15 protein-coding genes are annotated in these 21,169 nt (G+C 34.0%); 13 read left to right on the forward strand and 2 right to left on the reverse strand.

Annotated elements, in window-relative coordinates:
• Window positions 1-140 precede the first annotated feature (140 nt).
• Window positions 141-872, reverse strand: a complete 732-nt coding sequence (locus V7014_RS02445; protein ID WP_335503833.1) for an SH3 domain-containing protein — start codon at window positions 870-872, stop codon at window positions 141-143.
• Window positions 873-987: 115 nt separating this feature from the next.
• On the opposite strand from V7014_RS02445, the gene V7014_RS02450 reads away from it, so the two are divergent.
• The 9 genes from V7014_RS02450 (at window position 988) to V7014_RS02490 (ending at window position 15,329) form a co-directional block, all read left to right on the forward strand.
• Window positions 988-1,206: a hypothetical protein gene (locus tag V7014_RS02450; RefSeq protein WP_335503835.1), complete on the forward strand. Its 219-nt coding sequence runs from the start codon at window positions 988-990 to the stop codon at window positions 1,204-1,206.
• Between the two features lie 751 nt (window positions 1,207-1,957).
• Window positions 1,958-2,854 (forward strand): cation diffusion facilitator family transporter, encoded by an 897-nt coding sequence (locus tag V7014_RS02455; RefSeq protein ID WP_335503837.1) that lies wholly within the window; start codon window positions 1,958-1,960, stop codon window positions 2,852-2,854.
• 314 nt (window positions 2,855-3,168) lie between these two features.
• Complete coding sequence (gene glgB, locus V7014_RS02460; RefSeq protein ID WP_335503881.1) at window positions 3,169-5,073, forward strand: 1,4-alpha-glucan branching protein GlgB; 1,905 nt, start codon at window positions 3,169-3,171, stop codon at window positions 5,071-5,073.
• Window positions 5,074-5,114: 41 nt separating this feature from the next.
• Window positions 5,115-6,404 (forward strand): glucose-1-phosphate adenylyltransferase, encoded by a 1,290-nt coding sequence (locus tag V7014_RS02465; protein WP_335503839.1) that lies wholly within the window; start codon window positions 5,115-5,117, stop codon window positions 6,402-6,404.
• Entirely contained in the window at window positions 6,401-7,519 is a 1,119-nt protein-coding gene (glgD, locus tag V7014_RS02470) for a glucose-1-phosphate adenylyltransferase subunit GlgD (RefSeq protein WP_335503841.1), read from the forward strand. The genes V7014_RS02465 and glgD overlap by 4 nt, the downstream gene beginning before the upstream one ends.
• A complete protein-coding gene (locus V7014_RS02475) occupies window positions 7,519-9,135 on the forward strand; it encodes a glycogen synthase (protein WP_335503843.1) in 1,617 nt (538 codons plus the stop codon). The genes glgD and V7014_RS02475 overlap by 1 nt, the downstream gene beginning before the upstream one ends.
• Window positions 9,136-9,219: 84 nt before the next feature.
• Window positions 9,220-11,643, forward strand: coding sequence for a glycogen/starch/alpha-glucan phosphorylase (locus V7014_RS02480; RefSeq protein WP_335503845.1), 2,424 nt, complete (start codon window positions 9,220-9,222; stop codon window positions 11,641-11,643).
• 20 nt (window positions 11,644-11,663) lie between these two features.
• Window positions 11,664-13,523: a glycoside hydrolase family 13 protein gene (locus tag V7014_RS02485; protein WP_335503848.1), complete on the forward strand. Its 1,860-nt coding sequence runs from the start codon at window positions 11,664-11,666 to the stop codon at window positions 13,521-13,523.
• Between the two features lie 51 nt (window positions 13,524-13,574).
• Window positions 13,575-15,329 (forward strand): phospho-sugar mutase, encoded by a 1,755-nt coding sequence (locus V7014_RS02490; RefSeq protein ID WP_335503850.1) that lies wholly within the window; start codon window positions 13,575-13,577, stop codon window positions 15,327-15,329.
• Between the two features lie 276 nt (window positions 15,330-15,605).
• Here V7014_RS02490 and V7014_RS02495 read toward each other — a convergent pair whose 3' ends face one another.
• Window positions 15,606-16,613: a glycoside hydrolase family 18 protein gene (locus V7014_RS02495; RefSeq protein WP_335503852.1), complete on the reverse strand. Its 1,008-nt coding sequence runs from the start codon at window positions 16,611-16,613 to the stop codon at window positions 15,606-15,608.
• A 620-nt stretch (window positions 16,614-17,233) separates the two neighbouring features.
• On the opposite strand from V7014_RS02495, the gene V7014_RS02500 reads away from it, so the two are divergent.
• From V7014_RS02500 to V7014_RS02515, 4 genes are all read left to right on the forward strand, one after another.
• The gene (locus V7014_RS02500) at window positions 17,234-17,827 is read left to right on the forward strand and encodes a TVP38/TMEM64 family protein (protein WP_335503854.1); all 594 of its coding nucleotides are present in this window, start codon (window positions 17,234-17,236) and stop codon (window positions 17,825-17,827) included.
• 222 nt (window positions 17,828-18,049) lie between these two features.
• Window positions 18,050-19,228 (forward strand): NupC/NupG family nucleoside CNT transporter, encoded by a 1,179-nt coding sequence (locus V7014_RS02505; RefSeq protein WP_335503856.1) that lies wholly within the window; start codon window positions 18,050-18,052, stop codon window positions 19,226-19,228.
• A 79-nt stretch (window positions 19,229-19,307) separates the two neighbouring features.
• Window positions 19,308-19,919, forward strand: coding sequence for an AmiS/UreI family transporter (locus V7014_RS02510; protein ID WP_335503858.1), 612 nt, complete (start codon window positions 19,308-19,310; stop codon window positions 19,917-19,919).
• Between the two features lie 361 nt (window positions 19,920-20,280).
• Window positions 20,281-21,084, forward strand: a complete 804-nt coding sequence (locus V7014_RS02515) for a hypothetical protein (protein ID WP_335503860.1) — start codon at window positions 20,281-20,283, stop codon at window positions 21,082-21,084.
• Window positions 21,085-21,169: the final 85 nt, after the last annotated feature.

Consider the following 21,169-nt stretch of genomic DNA (forward strand, 5'->3'; position numbering starts at 1 on the left):
AATTATTTAGAGCTGATACTATAGTACTATGAAATGAATGGAAACACATTAAGAAGTTACTAACAAATAAATCGAAATATTCTTAAACAAGTTATGATTACACATAAAAAGAAGCCCTATTAGCTGGGCTTCTAGCAACATTAATCATAAATCCTATCAAATTTATAAACTTTCCAAGTTGATTTAGACTCTTTCTTTAACCACCACTTTGTCCAATGAGGATCATATAGACCAAGCGTAGGATCATTTTGAGATACTTCCATATACTCTACACCTTTTTTATGATAGAAAATTACTGTTGGTTTTTCAGGAAGTGATCTTAAGTACCAATCAAAAGGAAAGAGAGTAAAGCTTAGATTATCACTATACGGAGTGCCATAAAGGGTATTTCCATATTTATCTTTACCATAAGTTTTCAAGTCCCATTTGATAAATAAATCAATATACTCTTTTGTAAATGAAGGAGCAAGCTTCTTATGTATTTGTGCTCTAGTTTGTGGCGGGTTAGGATATCTCGCTTTCTTTTGTGTAGCAATTACTCCTTCAGTAATCTTCTTAACACTACCAAGTGATGTAGTTTTGTAGAAACGAACATGATCGGATGAGATATATCCTTTCCCTTTACCATATTGAATTGTTGTCCAGCCTGTTTTACTTTGGCCTAAAGATTTTACTTTGTCACTACGTTTTAAACTGCCGATAACTTTAGCATTCTTACTTGGAGCACTACGAACATTAAGTTTTCCACTAGTAATATCGATAGTACCTATCTGTGTTGAAGCTGCAGATGCCTCGATATTACTCAAAGGAATGAATAATGAAATAGCTAATGCTGCCACAACGAGAATTTTTAGAAATCTACCGTTATTCATGATTTCCTCCTTGATATTAATATTTACACAATATAATTATATCAATTTTTGTTGGAAAATTACGATAATAATGACTATTTAAAATCAAAAAATCATTAGAAAAGGGTGATTAATAATGGAAGTTAATTTCGAATATTTAGTTGGAGATGATGTCATTGTAAAGACTAGCAAAGAGAAAGGTAAGATTCAGCAGAGAAAGATTGAAATATTCGATTGTGGATATAGCACTACTGTGAAAGAAAACTATCAAATTAAGTATAGTAATAAACCATACAGTCAGCCTATTTGGCTTCAAGCTTCTCAAATAGAGATGGATAGACTATCAAATTGGTGACCTTTGACAAACTCCGTTTTTAAGATTTTAAACGTAGCTTCAGTGACTGCGTTATCATACGGGCATCCTTTCATACTTAGAGAACGCTATCCACAATCTTATATGTAAAAAGCGTTTCCACGGGCTCTTTATAACGGTATTCTCCCAAATGGTTAAATATCGTTCGGTTGTTAGAATGAAGTTTCGGTTTTCTTTGATGTCTAAAATTCTGATTGAGGAATAATTAATTGTATGTCTAATTCCTTCGATCTCCTCGATGATTCTCACTTCATCCCCAACTTTTAAGCTATTTAAACATTCTAAATAACTTTCTTCATGTTTTATTCCCAATTTTTTATAAAAATCTTTATTCGTGTTACTTATTAAGATAATCTAACATTTATTTGTATATTCGACTTCTCTTATAGTTACGTTCTAATTAAGTGATAAGTATCGCTTTTTATTTGAAAATTCGGCTAAATTATCTGTTTTGTTGCTATCTCATTTCACTTTTTTATTTATTATCATAAAGGAATAATACGTAATGGTTAATGGAAAGAATAGTTTTGAACTTACGCTTTTATTTATCCCGTTCTAAATAGAGCTAAGAGTCCCACTTCAAAACGGAAGTAAAAGCGGAGACGTTTAAGTGAGAAATTAAGCGCCAGTAAGAACCCGATTGTTTCAACTAATAATCGGTGGGGGGATGGGCGAAAACCCCCATCGATTAAAGAGTTTCACTTTATAGAGTAATACAAAAGGAGGGAGTATGATGGAGAATCAAAAGTATAACGATCTTAAATCGGGTGAACGGGGAGCGATGATTAGTATCGCCGCATACATAGTCTTGTCCATCATCAAATTAACAATGGGGTATGTAAGTGGATCGGATGCCTTGAAAGCAGATGGATTTAATAATACGACCGATATAATTGCATCTATTGCCGTTTTGATTGGTTTGAAAATCGCACAAAAACCGCCTGATAAAGATCATAGATATGGTCATTGGAAAAGTGAAACAATAGCATCACTAATTGCTTCGTTTATCATGTTTGCTGTTGGTATTCAAGTGTTGACAGATACTGTTAGATCATTGTTCCAAGGAGAAAAAGCATCTCCAGACATTATGGCTGCTTATGTAGGTATATTTTCTGCTTTAGTTATGTATTTCGTGTATCGTTATAATAGAAATTTAGGTGCCAGAATAAATAGTAAGGCTGTAATGGCAGCTGCGAAAGATAATATATCGGATGCTTGGGTAAGTATTGGAACTGCAATAGGAATCTTTGGCTCACAATTAAATATGCCTTGGCTCGATAGTTTGACTGCTTTCATTGTAGGATTATTAATTTGTAAAACAGCTTGGGATATATTTAGAGAATCAACTCATGAACTAACTGATGGCTTTGATGTTGATAAACTTTCTTCTTATAAATCATTTATCTCAAATGTAGATGGAGTAGAAGGAATAAAAGAAATTAAAGGTAGAAACTATGGCAATAACGAAGTGATAGATGCAATTATATTTGTAAATCAATCTTTGAATATAAGTGAAGCGCATGACATTGCTACTCAAGTGGAAACGAAAATGAAAAACGAGCATGGCGTATATAATATTCATATCCATGTTGAACCTAGTTATGAAAACACACGTAATAATGAAAACTGAGCTTTTTTAGAGTATGTTTTGAGAAATCGTTACTTCAAAATATGCTCTTTTTATTGTTTCATCTGTGAGCAACAGTTTACAAATTAATTTGTCGAAACTTAAATCGAACTTTGACATAAAAAGACAGAAATTGGTTTTATAAAGTTAGAGGAGAAAGATTAGGAGAGAAGAATATATTATTGATTAGGATATATTTGACAACTTATATAAGTGTTTATAAAAGTGAAAAATAAAAAAGTTGTTCAGTTAGTAATAGTAAAAACATTTTTGAATATATTAATACATTAATAGAGGAGTTGAATTAGGTGCAGCAAATGAAAGAAGATTTTTCTATAGCAAAATACTTGTTTCATCAAGGGAAAAACTTTGAGGCATATGAATATTTAGGCTCACATTTATTCAATAAAGGAGGAAAAGTAGGTTTTGTTTTTAGAGTGTGGGCTCCAAATGCTACTGCTGTATCTATTGTTGGAGATTTTAATGAATGGAATCATGAAACTCATTCTATGAAGAAAGAAACTGATGAGGGTATATGGGAATTATATATTGAAGGGATGGCAGAGTATTCATTATACAAATATGCAGTAACCGCAAAGGATGGCCGTGTTTTATATAAGTCAGATCCATATGCTTTTCATAGTGAAACAAAAGAAAGGACAGCATCTTATACATACAGTTTGACAGATAAATTCACTTGGACAGATGGTGATTGGTTGAAATATAAATCGAAATTAAATATTTATGAAAGTCCTATAAATATTTACGAGGTGCATCTAGGTTCTTGGAAAAAAACAGAAGACGATCAATATTTAAATTATCGAACAATAGCAGATGAGTTAATTCCATATGTGAAAAGATTAGGCTACACGCATATTGAATTATTGCCACTAGCTGAATATCCATTCGACGGCTCTTGGGGATATCAAATTTGCGGTTACTACAGTATCACATCGCGCTATGGGAAACCAGAGGATTTCATGTATTTAGTGAACTTAGCTCATGAACATGGGATAGGTGTCATCATGGATTGGGTACCGGCACATTTTCCAAAAGATGCACATGGTCTATATGAATTTGATGGTCAACCTTTGTATGAGTATCAAGATGTATTAAAGCAAGAACATAAAGAATGGGGCACAAGAATCTTTGATTTTGGTAGAAATGAAATTCAATCTTTTCTTATTTCTAACGCTATGTTTTGGATAGAGAAATATCATATTGATGGTATTAGAGTGGATGCTGTTGCCTCAATGCTTTATTTAGATTATGACCGAAAAGATGGAAATTGGCAGCCTAACATAAATGGTGGTAGAGAAAACTTAGAATCCATTGAATTTCTGCAACTTTTGAATAGTACAGTTTTGACCAAATACCCGAATAATTTAATGATCGCAGAAGAATCAACTGCTTGGCCAGGTGTTACCTTACCTCCATCACATAATGGCTTAGGTTTTAATTTCAAATGGAATATGGGGTGGATGAATGATGTGCTATCTTATATTGCAATTGATCCAATAGGAAGACAACATCATCATAATAAATTAACCTTCCCAATTATGTATGCGTGTGATGAGAATTTTATTTTACCAATTTCTCATGATGAGGTCGTGCATGGGAAGCGTTCTTTATTAGATAAAATGCCAGGGGAATATTACGATAAATTTGCGGGAGTTCGTAGTTTCATTGCTTATATGCTCTTCCATCCTGGTAAGAAATTAATGTTCATGGGCTCTGAAATTGGGCAATTCATCGAATGGAATTATAGCAAGGAGCTAGAATGGTTCCTACTAAAATATGAAGCCCATAAAAAGCTTCATACGTTCTTTAGCGAAGCAAATCACTTTTATTTAGAGAATAAACCTTTGTGGGCATTAGATTGTTCTTGGGATGGATTTAAATGGATTTGCCATAATGACCATACAAGAAATATATTAGCCTTCCTTAGACTGGATGGTGATGGAAATGAATTAATTGTCCTCGTTAATTTTTCCGCCGAAGTATGGGGAGACTATTATGTTGGTGTCCCACATGGAGGAACGTATAAAGAGGTCTTTAATACTGATTTGAAGAAGTTCGGTGGATCAGGCATGAGGAATCGAAAGATCCTGAAGGCAATGGAAGGACAAATGCATGATTATGATAAATATATATCGATTACTTTACCACCATTAACAACATTGGTTTTTAAACACGTAAAAGAAAATAAAATAAAAATATAAGAATACTATTATATAAAAAACATTTAAGAGGGTGAATGTGTATGTATCGGAAGAAAAAATGTGTGGCTATGTTACTTGCTGGGGGGCAAGGGAGTAGATTATATGCACTGACAAAACAACTTGCTAAACCAGCTGTTCATTTTGGTGGAAAGTATCGAATTATTGACTTTACATTATCCAATTGTATTAATTCAGGAATTGATACTGTTGGTGTTTTAACGCAATATCAACCCCTTGAATTAAATGATTATATTGACAACGGCGAACCTTGGGATTTGGATCGTACGAACGGTGGAGTTCATATTTTACCTCCGTATCAAGGTGTAAAAGGTGGAGATTGGTATAAAGGAACGGCAAATGCAATCTTTCAAAATATGAACTTCATCGAACGATATGAACCAGAATACGTGATTATTTTATCAGGGGATCACATTTATAAAATGGATTACAGCAAAATGTTAGATTATCACATTGAGAAAGATGCGGACTGTACAATTGCTGTTCTTTCAGTACCTTTAGAAGAAGCTAGTCGCTTTGGAATCATGAATACAAACGAAGATGGAAGTATTTATGAGTTTGAAGAAAAACCTGCACAACCAAAGAGTAATAAGGCCTCGATGGGTGTATATATCTTTAAGAAAGAAGCATTATTTCGCTATTTAATAAAAGATGAAGCGAATGAAAATTCATCGAATGACTTTGGGAAGAATGTTATTCCTGCCATGCTAAATGGGAATGAGAAGCTATTTGCCTATCCGTTCGAAGGGTATTGGAAAGATGTGGGAACACTACGATCGTTATGGGAAAGTAACATGGATTTATTAGGGGAAAAACCTCAATTAGATTTGAGCGATAATAAATGGAAGATTAGTTATCGACACTATCCTGAACATCCTCATTTTATCGGAAAAAATGGCTCAGTGAAGAACAGTGTTATTGCTGAGGGATGTGAAATTGAAGGTCAAGTCATTAATTCTATTTTATTTAGTGGTGTGACGGTTGGTAAAGGAGTAGTCATAAAAGATAGTGTTGTAATGAGAAATACGAACGTAAAAGAAGGGGCAACAATCAATTATAGTATTGTAGATGCAGGCGTTCAGGTTGGAGCACATTCAACCGTAGGTAAAGAACGTACTGAAGGGGTAGACATTACAGTTCTTGGTGCTGGTGTAAAGGTAAAAGACAATTTGGTTGTTCAAGCTGGTGTTATTATTGACAGCGAAATGGTATTAGATGAGAAAGTAGTAACCATTAAGAATAATATTTCTAAGAATCAAAAATGTGATAATAAGAAAAACGTAAATAATGTAGAAAAAGAGGTAGTAGTATGAATGCATTAGGTATTGTTTTTTCTAATATTCGAGATAAACATGTACCAGAAATTACAAAGAATCGAATAATGAGTGCTGTTCCTTTTGGGGGTAGATACCGCCTTATTGATTTCGTTCTTTCGAACATGGCGAATTCTGGTGTGATAAAAGCGGGTGTAATAACAAGACAGAACTACCAGAATATGATGGATCATATCGGTACAGGAAAGGCTTGGGATTTAGCTCGAAAGCGTGGGGGAATTCGGCTTTTACAACCTAAAGTAGACAATATTGAAGAGTTTTTTCAAATGGACAATCGAATTGAAACGTTAAAAGGAATATTGGATTATTTAGACAAAGCAGATGAAGAATTTGTTATTCTTTCTGATTGTGATGTTATTGGTAATATTTCTTACTCGGATATGCTACAAGCCCATAAAATGAGTAATGCAGATGTAACGGTTCTTTATAGCATGCAAGATGATGATGTTAGTTGGAAAGGACAACGTACTGTATTTGGAATGAAGGAGAATAATCGTATTACAAAAATCAAGAAAACATCTAGTACTCGGGAGGGAGAGGCTCTTTACTTAGGTACGATGATAGTTGGTAATGATTTTTTGAAGAGACATATTCATATATCTTGTAATAAAGGCTATCGTAGCTTGTTAACATATTTAGGTGATCACGCAAATGAAATTGTTGTTGAAGGATTTGAATTTAATGAATATTACGCATATATTGATTCGTTACAAAGCTATTTAACAAGTAATTTAGATTTATTAGATTTGAATGTCCGTGAGGAATTATTCCGCAAATCCTATCGACCAATTTATACAAGCGTTAATGATTCGCCACCTACTACATATGGAACGGATGCAGTTGTTGAAAATTCATTCATTGCAGACGGTTGTATCATAAATGGTGTGGTGAAAAACTCGGTGATTTTCCGGGGCGTGAAGATAGATAAAAATGCAACTGTTAGCAACAGTGTGGTTATGCAAGATAGCACTATTGGCATGGATGCTACATTAAATCATATTGTAACGGACAAAAATGTTGTAATTGGGAATCACCGTACTCTATGTGGACACGAAACTCATCCTTTCTTTATTGAAAAAGGAAGTGTTATTTAATGGGAAATAAACCACTTAAGAAGAGAGAAAGTACAAAACAAAAACAAGTTATTGATAATGAAAGCGAAATGATAGCAAGTAAACTACAGTCGGAACTAGAGTTGTCAACGAAGGAGATAGCTATAGCAGTTGAAACACCTATTATGAAAAAGGTGCAGAAAGCAGCTAAAGAATCGAAGAAGATAAAAGTATTGATTGTTGCTTCAGAAGGATTGCCTTTTATTGCTACAGGCGGCTTAGGGGAAGTTGTTGGCTCTTTACCTAAAGCAATTATGAAAGAAAATAGTGATCAATTTGATATACGCGTAATTCTTCCATTATATGAAGGAATCGGTAGCGAAGATAGACAACAAATGGAGTTTCTCGGTCATTTCAATGTGAATTTATCATGGCGCCAGCAGTATTGTGGTGTATTTCGTACTGAGGAAAACGGTGTAACGTACTACTTTATTGACAATGAGTATTATTTCAAAAGGTTTAATCCATATGGATATTATGATGATGGAGAAAGATATGCCTTCTTTAGCAAAGCAGTATTAGATAGCATTCCTTTATTGAAGTTTGATCCAAATATTATTCATTGTCATGATTGGCAAACGGCATTAGTTTCTGTTTATCTTCACTATAATTATCATCATATACAAGCTCAAACTATTTTCACAATTCATAATATTGAATATCAAGGGAAAATGGATTTGCGGATTATTGGAGATGTAATCGGGCTAGCGCCTGAAGCTGGTGCAAGTTTAGAGTATGATGGCTGCGTAAATTTAATGAAAGCTGCTATAGAATGCTCTAATCAAGTTAATACTGTTAGTCCAACATACGCTAGAGAGTTAAGAAATGATTATTTTGCAAAAGGTATGGCGGCTATTATTCAAAAAAATGAATTTAAAATGCGTGGTATTTTAAATGGTATTGATGTTGAAAGTTATAATCCTGAAACAGATCCTGCACTATTTCGGAATTATGGAATTACTACTTTAGACAATAAGAAAGTAAATAAAGTGGAATTACAAAAGCTTGCAAATTTGCCAGTTGATGAAAATATACCTGTAATGGCTATTGTAAGTCGCTTAGTTTCCCATAAAGGCTTGGATCTTATTACAGCAATTATGGAACAAGTGGTGAATGAGAATGTTCAAGTAGTAGTGCTAGGTATAGGTGAGCATAAATATGAAGACTATTTCAAATGGTTACAAAATCATTATCCGAGCAAAGTTGCTGCCATGTTGTGCTACAACCAAGATTTAGCTCGCAAAGTTTATGCTGGAGCAGATCTTTTCCTAATGCCCTCCAAAAGTGAGCCATGCGGTTTAGCTCAAATGATCGCATCAAGATACGGAACTGTTCCAATTGTTCAAGCGGTTGGCGGCTTACGAGATACAATTCAAGATTGTAGCGAAGGTGAAGGAAACGGTTTTGTATTCGATCAATATAATACCAATTCTTTGTTAGATGCTATGTATCGAGGTTTACATGTATACAACAATAAAAGGTGTTGGGATAATTTAGTAAAACGGATTATGTCTATAGACTTTAGTTGGGAAAAATCAGCACGTGAATACGAAAAGCTTTATTTAGAATTGAGCTCACATCAAGTTCAATATGTATAACAATTAGACAACAATCCCCTGAGAACAAAAGGATTACATTCATCTCAGGGGAAAGAGTCATTTAAACAACTTGGAGGAATTTCCATGGAAGAAATGCAAATAAAGACCGATTTAAGAAATAGTCTACGGCATAAACTATCTAATCATTACGGAATTTCAGTGGAAGATGCAACTCGAACTCAAATGTATAAAACTTGTGCTAGAACAGTTCGTGATCTCCTTCTAAAAAAAAGAGCAGACTATCATGATAGATTGAAGAAGAAAGAAAACAAAAAAATCTACTATCTTTGCATGGAATTTCTTATAGGACGTTCCTTAAAAAATAATATTTATAACTTAGGATTAGGTAAAGAGATACAAGAAGTGTTGGATGAGTGGAACTTTAAATTGGAAGATTTATATGAGGAAGAGCCAGACGCTGGCTTAGGCAATGGTGGTTTAGGACGTTTAGCATCTTGCTTTATGGATTCTCTTGCTACATTAGAATATCCTGCTATGGGTTATTCAATCTGTTATGAATATGGATTATTTAAGCAAAAGATTGTGGATGGTTGGCAAATGGAGCTACCAGATATTTGGTTACCTGGTGGAGAGGTTTGGCTGAAGAAGAGGAGCGATCTTACTTTTCCAGTTAAGTTTGAAGGAGAAGTTAAAGAACAATGGACTGAAAAAGGGCTTCGAATTCATTATCAAAATTGCAATGAAGTAGAGGCTGTAGCCTACGATATGATGATATCAGGTGCAGGCTCTGATGGAGTATCAGTGCTACGATTATGGAAAGCACAGGATATTAAGAGCTTTGATATGAGATCCTTCGCAAATGGCGACTACTATCGAGCAATGATGGAGAATACTAGCGCAGAATTAATTTGTAAAGTACTTTATCCTTCTGATAACCATGCTGAGGGTAAGACATTACGCATAAGACAAGAATACTTCCTTGTATCGGCTTCTATTCAAAATATAATCCATGACCATTTAAAAAAATATGGCACACTAAATAATTTTAGTGAAAAAGTTACGATTCATATTAATGATACTCATCCAGCTTTATGTATTCCTGAATTAATGCGCATATTCATGGATGAATATCAATATACTTGGAATGACGCCTATAAAATGGTAATCCAATCAGTCACGTATACGAATCATACTGTATTGTCAGAGGCACTAGAAAAATGGCCTCAAGTTCTTATTAAACAACAACTTCCTCGAATTCATGAAATTTTAAAAGAATTGAATGAACGTTTCTGTCATGAAATGTGGAATCGATATCCGGGAGATTGGGATCGTATTGAACGTATGTCTATTATTTCAAATGGTCAAATCAGAATGGCTAATTTAAGCATAATTGGTTCTTCACACGTTAATGGGGTTTCTAAGCTTCATTCAGATATATTAAAGAGGGATGTTTTTCACGATTTCTTTCAGGCGACACCAGATAAGTTTACAAATGTAACGAATGGTATCGCTCATAGAAGATGGTTATGCCAAGCTAATCCACGTTTAACAAAACTGCTTGATGAGTGTATTGGTGATGAGTATAAAAAAGATGTAAGCAAGTTGGCAAATTTCCTTAAATATCAAGACGATAACAATGTATTACAGTGTTTAAGTGATATAAAACGAGCCAACAAGATTTCATTCTCAAATTTAATGAGAGATAAAGGCGTTACAATTGATCCGAATTCAATGTTTGTTGTGCAAGCTAAGCGACTTCATGAATATAAACGGCAACTATTAAATGTACTTCGCATTATTTCACTATACCTTGATTTAAAAGAAAATCCGAATATGGATGTTATTCCTCAAACTTTCCTTTTCGCGGCTAAAGCAGCACCAGGTTATTATGTAGCAAAAGATGTGATTAAATTGATTTGCCATTTAAGTAGTGAAATTCAGAAAGATCCAATTTTACGTGAGAAGATTCGAGTAGTTTTCTTAGAAAACTATTGTGTAACAATGGCGGAATATTTAATGCCAGCTGTGGAGGTTAGTGAACAAATTTCTTTAGCAGGTAAGGAAGCCAGCGGTACTGGTAATATGAAAATGATGATTAATGGTGCAATTACAATTGGTACAATTGATGGTGCGAATGTTGAAATATGTGAAGCTGTAGGAAGAGAAAATATATTTATATTTGGGATGGAAGCACAAGAAGTGGAAAAAAGATGGAAAGAAGGTTATGCTTCATCTTTTTTCTATCATAATAATATGAAAATCCGTAAAGTGCTTGATCGCTTAAGAAAAGGCTTTAATGGAGAATCATTTGACTCAATTTATCGTTATTTATTAGTAGGGGAATATGGGATTGGTGATCCATATATGTGTTTAGCTGATTTTGATGATTATTCACATGTTCATAAACAACTGTCAAATGCGTACAAAGATCAATTTAAATGGAATGCGATGTCTTTATGCAATATCGCTGGGGCGGAACGTTTTGCGGCAGATCGAAGCATTCAAGAATACGCTAATCATATATGGGGTATCGAACCTTTGAAGTAAAGGAGTAAGGAGCTGTTTTTGTGGAGAATCAAATTAGTTCACTGTTTACTATGGGGAACTTTCGTTATCCATCAGGGGCAGTGCCTACCAATTCAAACGTCAAATTTAACATACAAATCCCTCGTTACTACGGTTTGAAAGAAGTTTATCTTGTATGTATTAAAGATGAGAATAATCATTACGATTATCGGAAGATGTGCTGGAAAGGAATTGAAAATGGACGGGATGTTTTTGAAGCATCAATGGAAGTTCGTAACCAAGGATTGATTTGGTATTACTTTCAATTAAAATCGATGACTACGACGATATATGTAGGAAAGGATTATAATGACATTATAGAAGCTGAGGTAGAGCCACCTGCATGGCAATTAACGGTGTATGATAAATCTTTCACAACACCTGATTGGATTAAAGGTGGTATGTTTTATCATATTTTTGTCGATCGTTTTGCAAAAGTTGGCTCTACTGCTATTAAGAATCAAGTAGTTATAAGAAATGACTGGGGTGGTTTGCCGATCTTTGCACCAAATGTACATGGAGAAGTTATGAATAATGATTTCTTTGGAGGCAATCTGAAAGGTATTATTTCCAAACTCGATTATTTACAATCTCTTGGTGTAACTTGTATTTATTTGAGCCCTATATTTGAGGCATATTCCAACCACAAATATGATACGGGTGATTTTACGAAGATTGATCCAATGTTTGGTACGCTCGAAGATTTCAAGAGACTCTGCCTTGAAAGCAAGAAACGAAACATTCGGATTTTGTTAGACGGTGTATTCAATCATACCGGTTCAGATAGCGTATATTTTAACAAAAAAGCAACTTATGATAGTGTAGGTGCATATCAATCTAAAAATTCCGAGTATTATCATTGGTTCAAATTCTTGAAATATCCAGATAAGTATGAAAGTTGGTGGGGAATTGATACCTTACCTTCGATTCAGGAAGAAAACCCGAGTTACGTAGAGTATATAACGGGTGAAATGGGGGTAGGAAGAAGATGGTTGCATGAAGGTGCTTCGGGCTGGCGCTTAGATGTAGCGGATGAATTGCCGGATAATTTTCTAGAAAGATTTCGTGATGCGGTTAAGAGTATTAACGTGGACACGCTCATTATTGGTGAAGTATGGGAAGATGCGTCTAATAAAATTGCTTATGGAAAAAGACGTCATTACTTTTATGGACAACAATTAGATAGTGTAATGAACTATCCTTTCATGAATGCCATTATCCGCTTTATCCGGTATGGAGATGCTAAAAATTTGCATGTTGTAGTAACATCGATTATGCAACATTATCCTGAGCCCGTTATTCATTGTCTAATGAACATAATTGGAACACATGATACCCAGAGAATTTTAACTTCACTGGCTGGTAAAGAATTATTAAATGCTACGAAAGAAGAGAAATCTCACACATTTTTAACTCATGAAGAAAAAGACAAAGGAGTTACATTGTTAAAACTAGCGGTTCTCTTTCAAATGACATTGCCTGGCGTTCCATGTGTATATTATGGAGATGAAGCTGGGATGGAAGGGTACGAAGATCCATTTAATCGACGTTGTTATCCGTGGGGAAATGAAGATAAAGAGATTCTTAATTGGTATAAAAGGTTGGGGGCTATTCGAAAAAATCTATCTGTTTTTAAAGATGGCTCTTATAGAACCATCTATGCAGATAATCAAGTATTTATATTTCAACGTTCAAATAATAATGAAACAGTGGTTGTTGGAGTGAATTGTTCTGACGTCCCATTTCATATTGATGTGGGGCAACTTTATGAAGATGTTTTCCATAATGAAGAAGTCACAAACAAGTACATAATTCAATCGAACGCAGGCTGTATATTAGTGCATTCCCAATCCACACAATGAAATTTCAATATATAAGTTAGAGTACATGAAAGTAGGGGGAGGTATTGTCTTATGACTTATCAGAAAGAATATCAAAAATGGTTGAATAGTAGCGTAGTTAATGATGAAATGAAAGCAGAATTGCAATCACTCGCAAACAATGACGTTGAGCTGAAACAAAGATTTTCATCAATGTTGGATTTCGGGACGGCAGGTCTTCGAGGTATTATGGGAACCGGACTTCAAAATATGAATGAATATACTGTTCGTTATGTAACTCAAGGATTAAGCGATCTTATCTTACAAAACGGATCAGAAGCTGCCAAGAAAGGTGTATGCATTGCTTATGATTCACGTATAAATTCAGTTGAATTTGCTTGGGAAGCTGCTTGTACGTTAAGTGCTAACGGAATTTCTGTTTATATCTTTGATGAATTAAGACCTACGCCGGAGCTGTCTTTTGCAATTAGAGAATTTGGTGCAATCTCAGGGATTAACATCACTGCAAGTCATAATCCAAAGGAATACAATGGTTATAAAGTTTATTGGGAAGATGGTGCACAATTACCACCAGAACATGCGAAGCAAATCTTGAATCGTCTAGAACAATTAGATATTTTTGAAGATGTTAAAACATACTCAAAAGAAGAAGCAATTAACTCAGGCCTCATTACTGTTGTGGGAAAAGACTTCGATGAGAAATACGTTGCGAAAGTGCTTGGAGAATCTGTTGGGAGAACATATGTTGATAAAGTAACAGATGATTTCCGCATGATCTATTCGCCCATTCATGGAACAGGATATCGTATCGTTCCTGAGGTATTAACTCAATTAGGTATTAAACATCTTATAACCGTACCTGAACAAATGGAGCCGAATGGTCATTTCCCTACAACAAAGTCTCCGAATCCAGAAGAAAAAGAAGCATTACAAATCGCTATTCAACTCGCTGAAAAAGAAAGCGTCGATTTAATTGTAGGAACGGATCCAGATGCTGACCGAGTAGGAATCGTTGTACGTAACTTTGAAGGTGAGTATATTACATTAACCGGAAATCAAATTGGTGTATTATTAATAGATTATTTAATTCAAAGTAGAAAAGCAAACGGATCATTAGCTAACAATGCTGTGGTTATTAAAAGTATTGTTTCAACTAATATGGCTAGAAGTATTGCTGAGCAAAACAATGTTACGATTATGGATGTATTAACTGGATTTAAATATATTGGCGAGAAAATAAAAGAATTCGAACAAACAAAAGAGTATTCATTCTTATTTGGTTTTGAAGAAAGCAATGGTTATTTAGCAGGAACTTATGCAAGAGACAAAGATGCAATCGTTGCAACCATGCTAATCGCTGAAATGGCTTGTTATTATCAATTGAAAAAAATGAGCTTATATGAAGCTTTATGTATTCTATATAAAAAATATGGTTACTTTGAAGAACAATGTGTTTCCATTACCCTTAGTGGTTTAGACGGTGTTGAAAAGATTAAGACAATTATGAAAAACTTGCGTAATAACTTTCCTTTCGAACTAGCAAATCTATCAGTATCGAAAGTACGTGATTATAAATCTGGCAAAGTGAGAAATGTCATTACGAATGATGAGAGTAGCACAGATTTACCTACTGCCGATGTCCTTTTTTATGAATTAGAAGATGGATCTTCAGTTATTGTACGTCCTTCTGGTACTGAACCAAAGTTAAAACTGTACATCATGGTTAAAGGAGAATCACATGAAGAGGCTTTAAAGAAGAAAAACGATTTAGTGACGTTTAGTAAGTCTTTAATAGAGAAGTTAAGTCAAAATGACATATGTATCTAAAATGTTATTTAGAATCATCGAGAAATTGAAAGCTTTCAATTTACGAAGAATGTTTTTTATTTTGAGGAGTAATAGAGAGAGCCAGCATAAAGGTGACGATTTGCTACCTTTATGCTGGCTCTTTTTTAAAAGATTAGACAGTATATAATTTTGTGCGGTGTCTAGCGCAAGCCACCCAGCTCCTAGTGAACTTTTTCAATATAAGTCAACTTAGAAATGCTGAACGGGCTTATGAAGCTATACAATTAAATTGCTTACCTTCGTGTATCCTTTATCTCAGTCGACGGGCGAAAGAAGATACGGAGCTAAACGTGCGCTTCCTTTTTTCTTATTTTCCACAATGCTATCACTTGATTGGTCTAGTTCTTGACGAATTACAGAAGTTAGGTTGTCCGAGCCTTCGGCATCAAACCCAGTTTCCCACATCATCATTCCACCAAATCCATAATCCATTGCGAGTTTGGTTTTCTTTTTCATGGTTTCACTACCGTTATAGTAATAGGTAGTCCCATTCATATGAATAGTATCTTTGTCCGAATAATTAGGGTACATGTTAGTAATCGTTGCATAAGATTTAGTTTGCTTTGAAGCATCTTCTGGTTGCCCGTATAAAGGCACACCTAAGACAAGTTTACTAGTGTCAATCTTGTTTTCTGTAAATAAATGATGCCAATATTTAACGCTTTGTTCAGCAAAAGTGTACGGAGCCAAATTCTCGGCATGATAGCCATTATCCCATTGACCTTCATATGCCATGATGTTTACATAATCAACATAATTAAATAGTACTGGTTCATAAATCACATAGTCTGATTCTAAGCCGGTTGCGGCATTAACCTTTGAATGGACAGCGATGGTCAGCTCTTTATCTTTAGAATGAAGCTGTTCACTTAATTCTTTTGTGAATGCAGTGAGATGCTTGGCATCTGTTGTTTTACGAGGGTGTTCAAAATCAATATCAATCCCATCTAGCTCTTCGCGTTCAACGATTTCCATAAGATTATTAACCAGATTTGTTCTAGATGTTGGTTGACTAATTGCTTTAAGGAAATAATCATAAGATTGGCCGCCATACAAATGAGACCAGCCACCAACAGCTAAAAGGACTTTTGTGTCTGTCTCTTTTGCTTTTGTGACCATTGTCTTTAAATTTTGTAATGCTGCATCATTTGTCAGTAAAACATCACCACTTTCTGTAGGATGTGCAAATGAGAAAATGACATGTGTTAAATTCGAGTAATCTACTTCGTTTGGATCTCGAAAATCTTGAACATAACCAATCAATACTTTCTCTTCTTCAAAATTTTGCTTACTATTCTGTTCTATATTGGCAGCCTTAGATCTGTGCTGTTCTGTATTTTTGATAAAGGTAACTCCTATAAAGGTAATAACTATTACCAGGGCAATCAGGAGATTTCGTCTTTTCATTGGCTATGACCCTCCCTAGTATTCTTCTGCATTCTGGAATTGTAACAGAAAAATAGACTAGGGAAGCTTGGTAATATCAACCTATCAAACTAGAAATGCAAAATACAAAAAAAGACGCTAGAAGAAAATCTAGTGTTGCAGAATCATTACACCATCTTTTAATCTAACCTATGTAAGCGATTAACTTAAATAGAATCTGAGTCCACATGAACGTTAAAGTATGATATTTTACTAATAAATATAGACTATATCATTCCTGATTTGGAAATAATTTCTCCTGATAATGATGTATTTAATCAGTGAAGAGTAAAATAAGGAATATAGTTATATTGGTAAACAGCTATTCATTCTTACAATATTGTAAGCTAGCTGTAATATGAATCGATTTGAGAAAGGCTCCATTGCTTTTAAACTATAAATATAAATTCGTCGTTAAGATTAAGAATGAATACTATTTATAGAAAGGAGCATCTTTCATGTTCCATGAACTTCAGCAAATCTTGTCACTAGACAAGTTACAAATATTAATTGATGCTTATGGGGATTTGGGTCCTCTTTCAGGTGTGATTTTGCCATTTACTGAAGCCTTTTTACCTTTTTTACCATTAACTACATTTATATTAGCAAATGCTGCTTCTTACGGTATGGTTGTTGGTTTTCTTTTATCCTATATAGGTTGTATAGCAGGAGCGTGGTCTTTATATTGGTTGTTTAGATATTTTGGTGAAAGACCATTATTAAAGAAATACAGAGAAAATGAAAGCGTAAAGAAATATGCAGTTTGGTTAGATCAAAAAGGTCTATGGATTGTGACGTTACTTTGTATGATTCCGGTTTTCCCCAATTCAGTTATTACAATAGTATCTGGGCTCAATAAAATGAGTTTTAAAAAGTTTGCCTTTGCTTCATCTATAGGCATTCTTGGTTTGACATTGATTTTTAGTTTTGTAGGTGATGACTTACTTGAAATTGTTACTAACCCCTTCAAATTATTGATGATGGCAGTGATTTTTGTAAGCATGAGTTTGGTTGGAAGGCTTGTTGAAAGAAACTTAATAGTAAGTAATTAGCATTTGTAAACCACAAAGATTATGACCTTTGTGGTTTTTTATTTATAAAATTACCCATATTGTCAAGAGTTGATACATGCAATATAGAATGAACTATATTGCTGTTTGGATGACTTCTAATTAGGATAGAAACTAGTTTTATGGAGATATTAATGCAATACAAGTACAACATACTGTGCGTTATACCAAATTAAAGCCTTAGCTTAATAATTGGAGGAATTTATGAATTATCTAATTTCAATTATAGGGATTATAGCTGTTTTAGCACTAGCATTTATTGCAAGTAGTAACAAGAAAGAAGTTAAGTACAAGTATATTATAATCATGCTTGTGATTCAGCTTCTATTAGCTATGCTACTACTGAATACACGTTTCGGGTACGTATTAATTAAAGGAATAGCTACAATATTTGATCATTTATTAAAATATGCTGCTGCTGGTGTTGATTTTGTATTCGGTGGTTTAGCTAATAAAGGAGAAGCTCCATTTTTCCTTACTGTGTTACTTCCAATTGTATTTATTTCAGTATTAATTGGTATTCTACAGTATTTTAAAATCCTACCATTGATTATGAGAGGTATTGGATACTTATTAAGTAAAGTAAATGGTATGGGAAAGTTAGAATCATATAATGCCGTTGCTTCTGCAATGGTTGGACAATCAGAAGTATTTATTACTGTGAAGAAACAATTAGGGCAATTGTCTGCACATCGGTTGTATACTTTATGTGCTTCAGCAATGTCAACTGTTTCTATGTCGATTGTAGGGGCATATATGACAATGATTAAGCCTGAATATGTAGTAACAGCGATTGTAATTAACCTATTTGGTGGTTTTATTATTGCTTCCATTATCAATCCATATCAAGTGGATGAAACAGAGGATATTCTGGCAATTGAAGAAGAGAAACAATCTTTCTTTCAAATGCTCGGTGAATACATTATGGATGGCTTTAAAGTCGCTGTAATCGTTGGTGCTATGTTAATCGGTTTTGTGGCGTTAATAACATTTATTAATGCGATTTTTGACATGACTTTAGGTATTTCATTTCAAGAAATCTTAGGATATGTGTTTGCTCCAATTGCTTTCCTTATGGGAATTCCTTGGTCAGAATCAATTGCAGCAGGGGGAATTATGGCGACGAAGCTTGTTACGAATGAATTCGTAGCAATGATTAGTCTCACTGACATCGCTGATCAATTTAGTGAACGCACATTAGGAATCATTTCAGTATTCCTCGTATCATTTGCTAACTTCTCGTCCATTGGAATTATTGCAGGAGCTGTAAAAGGCCTTGATGAAAGACAAGGTAATGTAGTGGCTCGTTTCGGCTTAAAGTTGCTATACGGAGCAACACTTGTAAGTATTCTATCTGGAATCATCGTAGGTTTTGTTATTTAAAATTGCAAGGTAAAGAAGTAGCTTTCTAAAGTAGGAAAGCTGCTTCTTTCTTAAACTTGTTTTAAGGAGGACTACATGTATGGCTTATGTAGGAATATTGCTGTCAGGAGCCACTCTTTTCCTAAATAGTTTGATGCTTTCGGGGAAAGCGGAAGCAAAAAGTGTCGCTTTGTTCAATTTTTTTATTGGAACACTTCAAGTAATAATACCGTTTTATTTAATAATCGTTTCCGACCAAAGCAATTGGACCATATATGGTCATGCGGCGACCTTTTTATTCGGATTAACTTTTCTCTATGTTGGATTTACTTTTTATTATGGCATGGATGGGACTGGTTTAGGATGGTTTGCTATTTGGGTTGCTATTATTGCCTGCATTTATACCATTATGGCCTTTCTTTATTTTCATGATTACGTTAGTGCTTTGACTTGGTTATTGTGGGCTTTTCTATGGTACTTATTTTATGTATTAAATATATTAAAAAAGCCAATAGAACAATATGTAAGTAAAGTTGCGTTTGTACAATCATGGATCACACTTACAATTCCAGCAATGTTTTATTTAGTAGGGGTTTGGCAGCTTTTATTTATTCAACGAATATGGCTAATTGTTCTCATTGTTTCTATTATTTATTTTATTAAAGAAGCGTTAGATCTAAAAAAATCAAGTTCATATCCAAGTGAAAGTTAAAAAGCAGATAGATGGTAGTATCTGCTTTTTAAAATTGTTGTTACAATAGCCGTTCTCTTCCTTCTTCTATAAACAATTCACACATCCTCATATTAACTAAAAAAAAAATTTATTATTTTTCAAACTTTTTTGTACTATATCCCGTCTTACAAGTAGTTAAAATTCTTTATTAGCTAATAAAAGAAAACAATATTACATTTAGATGACAAAAATATTAAAAAAGTAACAAAAATAAGAAATAATTGTTGCATTCGTAATATTATTGTAATATAGTTGTAATATAGAAACTAGGTTGAAAAATTAATAGATTCGATTTAGTCCAAATAAAAGAAAAATAGGATAAGTAGAAAGGTGATTTAAAATGATTAAAAAAATGTTAGTTGGGGTTTCAGTTGCATCAGTATTATTTGCAGGAACAGCACAGGCGGCTAGTTTCAATGGAGTAGGTAGTAAAGCTACAAAATCTTCTCCAATTATTAAAAAAGTAGAAATGGATGTAACTGGCGATAAAAAAGCAGATATTGTTACATTAGAGGGGAAAAAGGTGAAAAACGGATCTTATGAAAACCTTTATGTAAAAATTAATAACAAAGCACAAAAGAAAACACTTTACATTAAATTATTTGAAGGTGGAATGAACCCAACCTTACAACTTAAAGATATCAATCGTGATAAAGTTCAAGATATTCATGTAAGCTATGCTAATAAAACATATCAAAAAGAAAATGTTTATACAGCGAAAAACAATAAAACTGCAAAATTAAGCACGTCAGCAAAAATCAAAAGTCAAATGAAGTATGCAGCGAACTATTCTTTCAAAATTCCAGAAAGATGGAAAAATAATTTCACAATCCAAACACTGGAAGGGAAAAATGCAGCAAAACAAGAAGCATACGCTCAATTTATCACAACATTCAATTTTAAAAACGGAAAAGTAAGCGAGCCATTATTATCAATTATTTCTTATAAAAAAGCGGATTGGAATAAGTTAGTAAAAGATGGTGGGCCACTACCTGAAGTGATTGCTCAAGCAAATAACTTTGTATACGTTGTGCAACTTCCTCAGTCTAGTCCATTCGATCCAACAAGTAAGGACGGAAAACTGTATGAGAAAATGGTCATGTCGTTTGAAGAAGTAAAAGCTTCTTTTACTGCAAGTAAATAATGTTAAATAGTTCTGAATGAGATTTCTTTCTTTTATCGGGCCGTCGACTAGTCGACGGCTCTTTTACTATTTATCCCGTTCAAAC

It is taken from the genome of Bacillus sp. JJ722 (assembly GCF_036963345.1).
Classification (GTDB): Bacteria; Bacillota; Bacilli; order Bacillales; family DSM-1321; genus Bacillus_AD.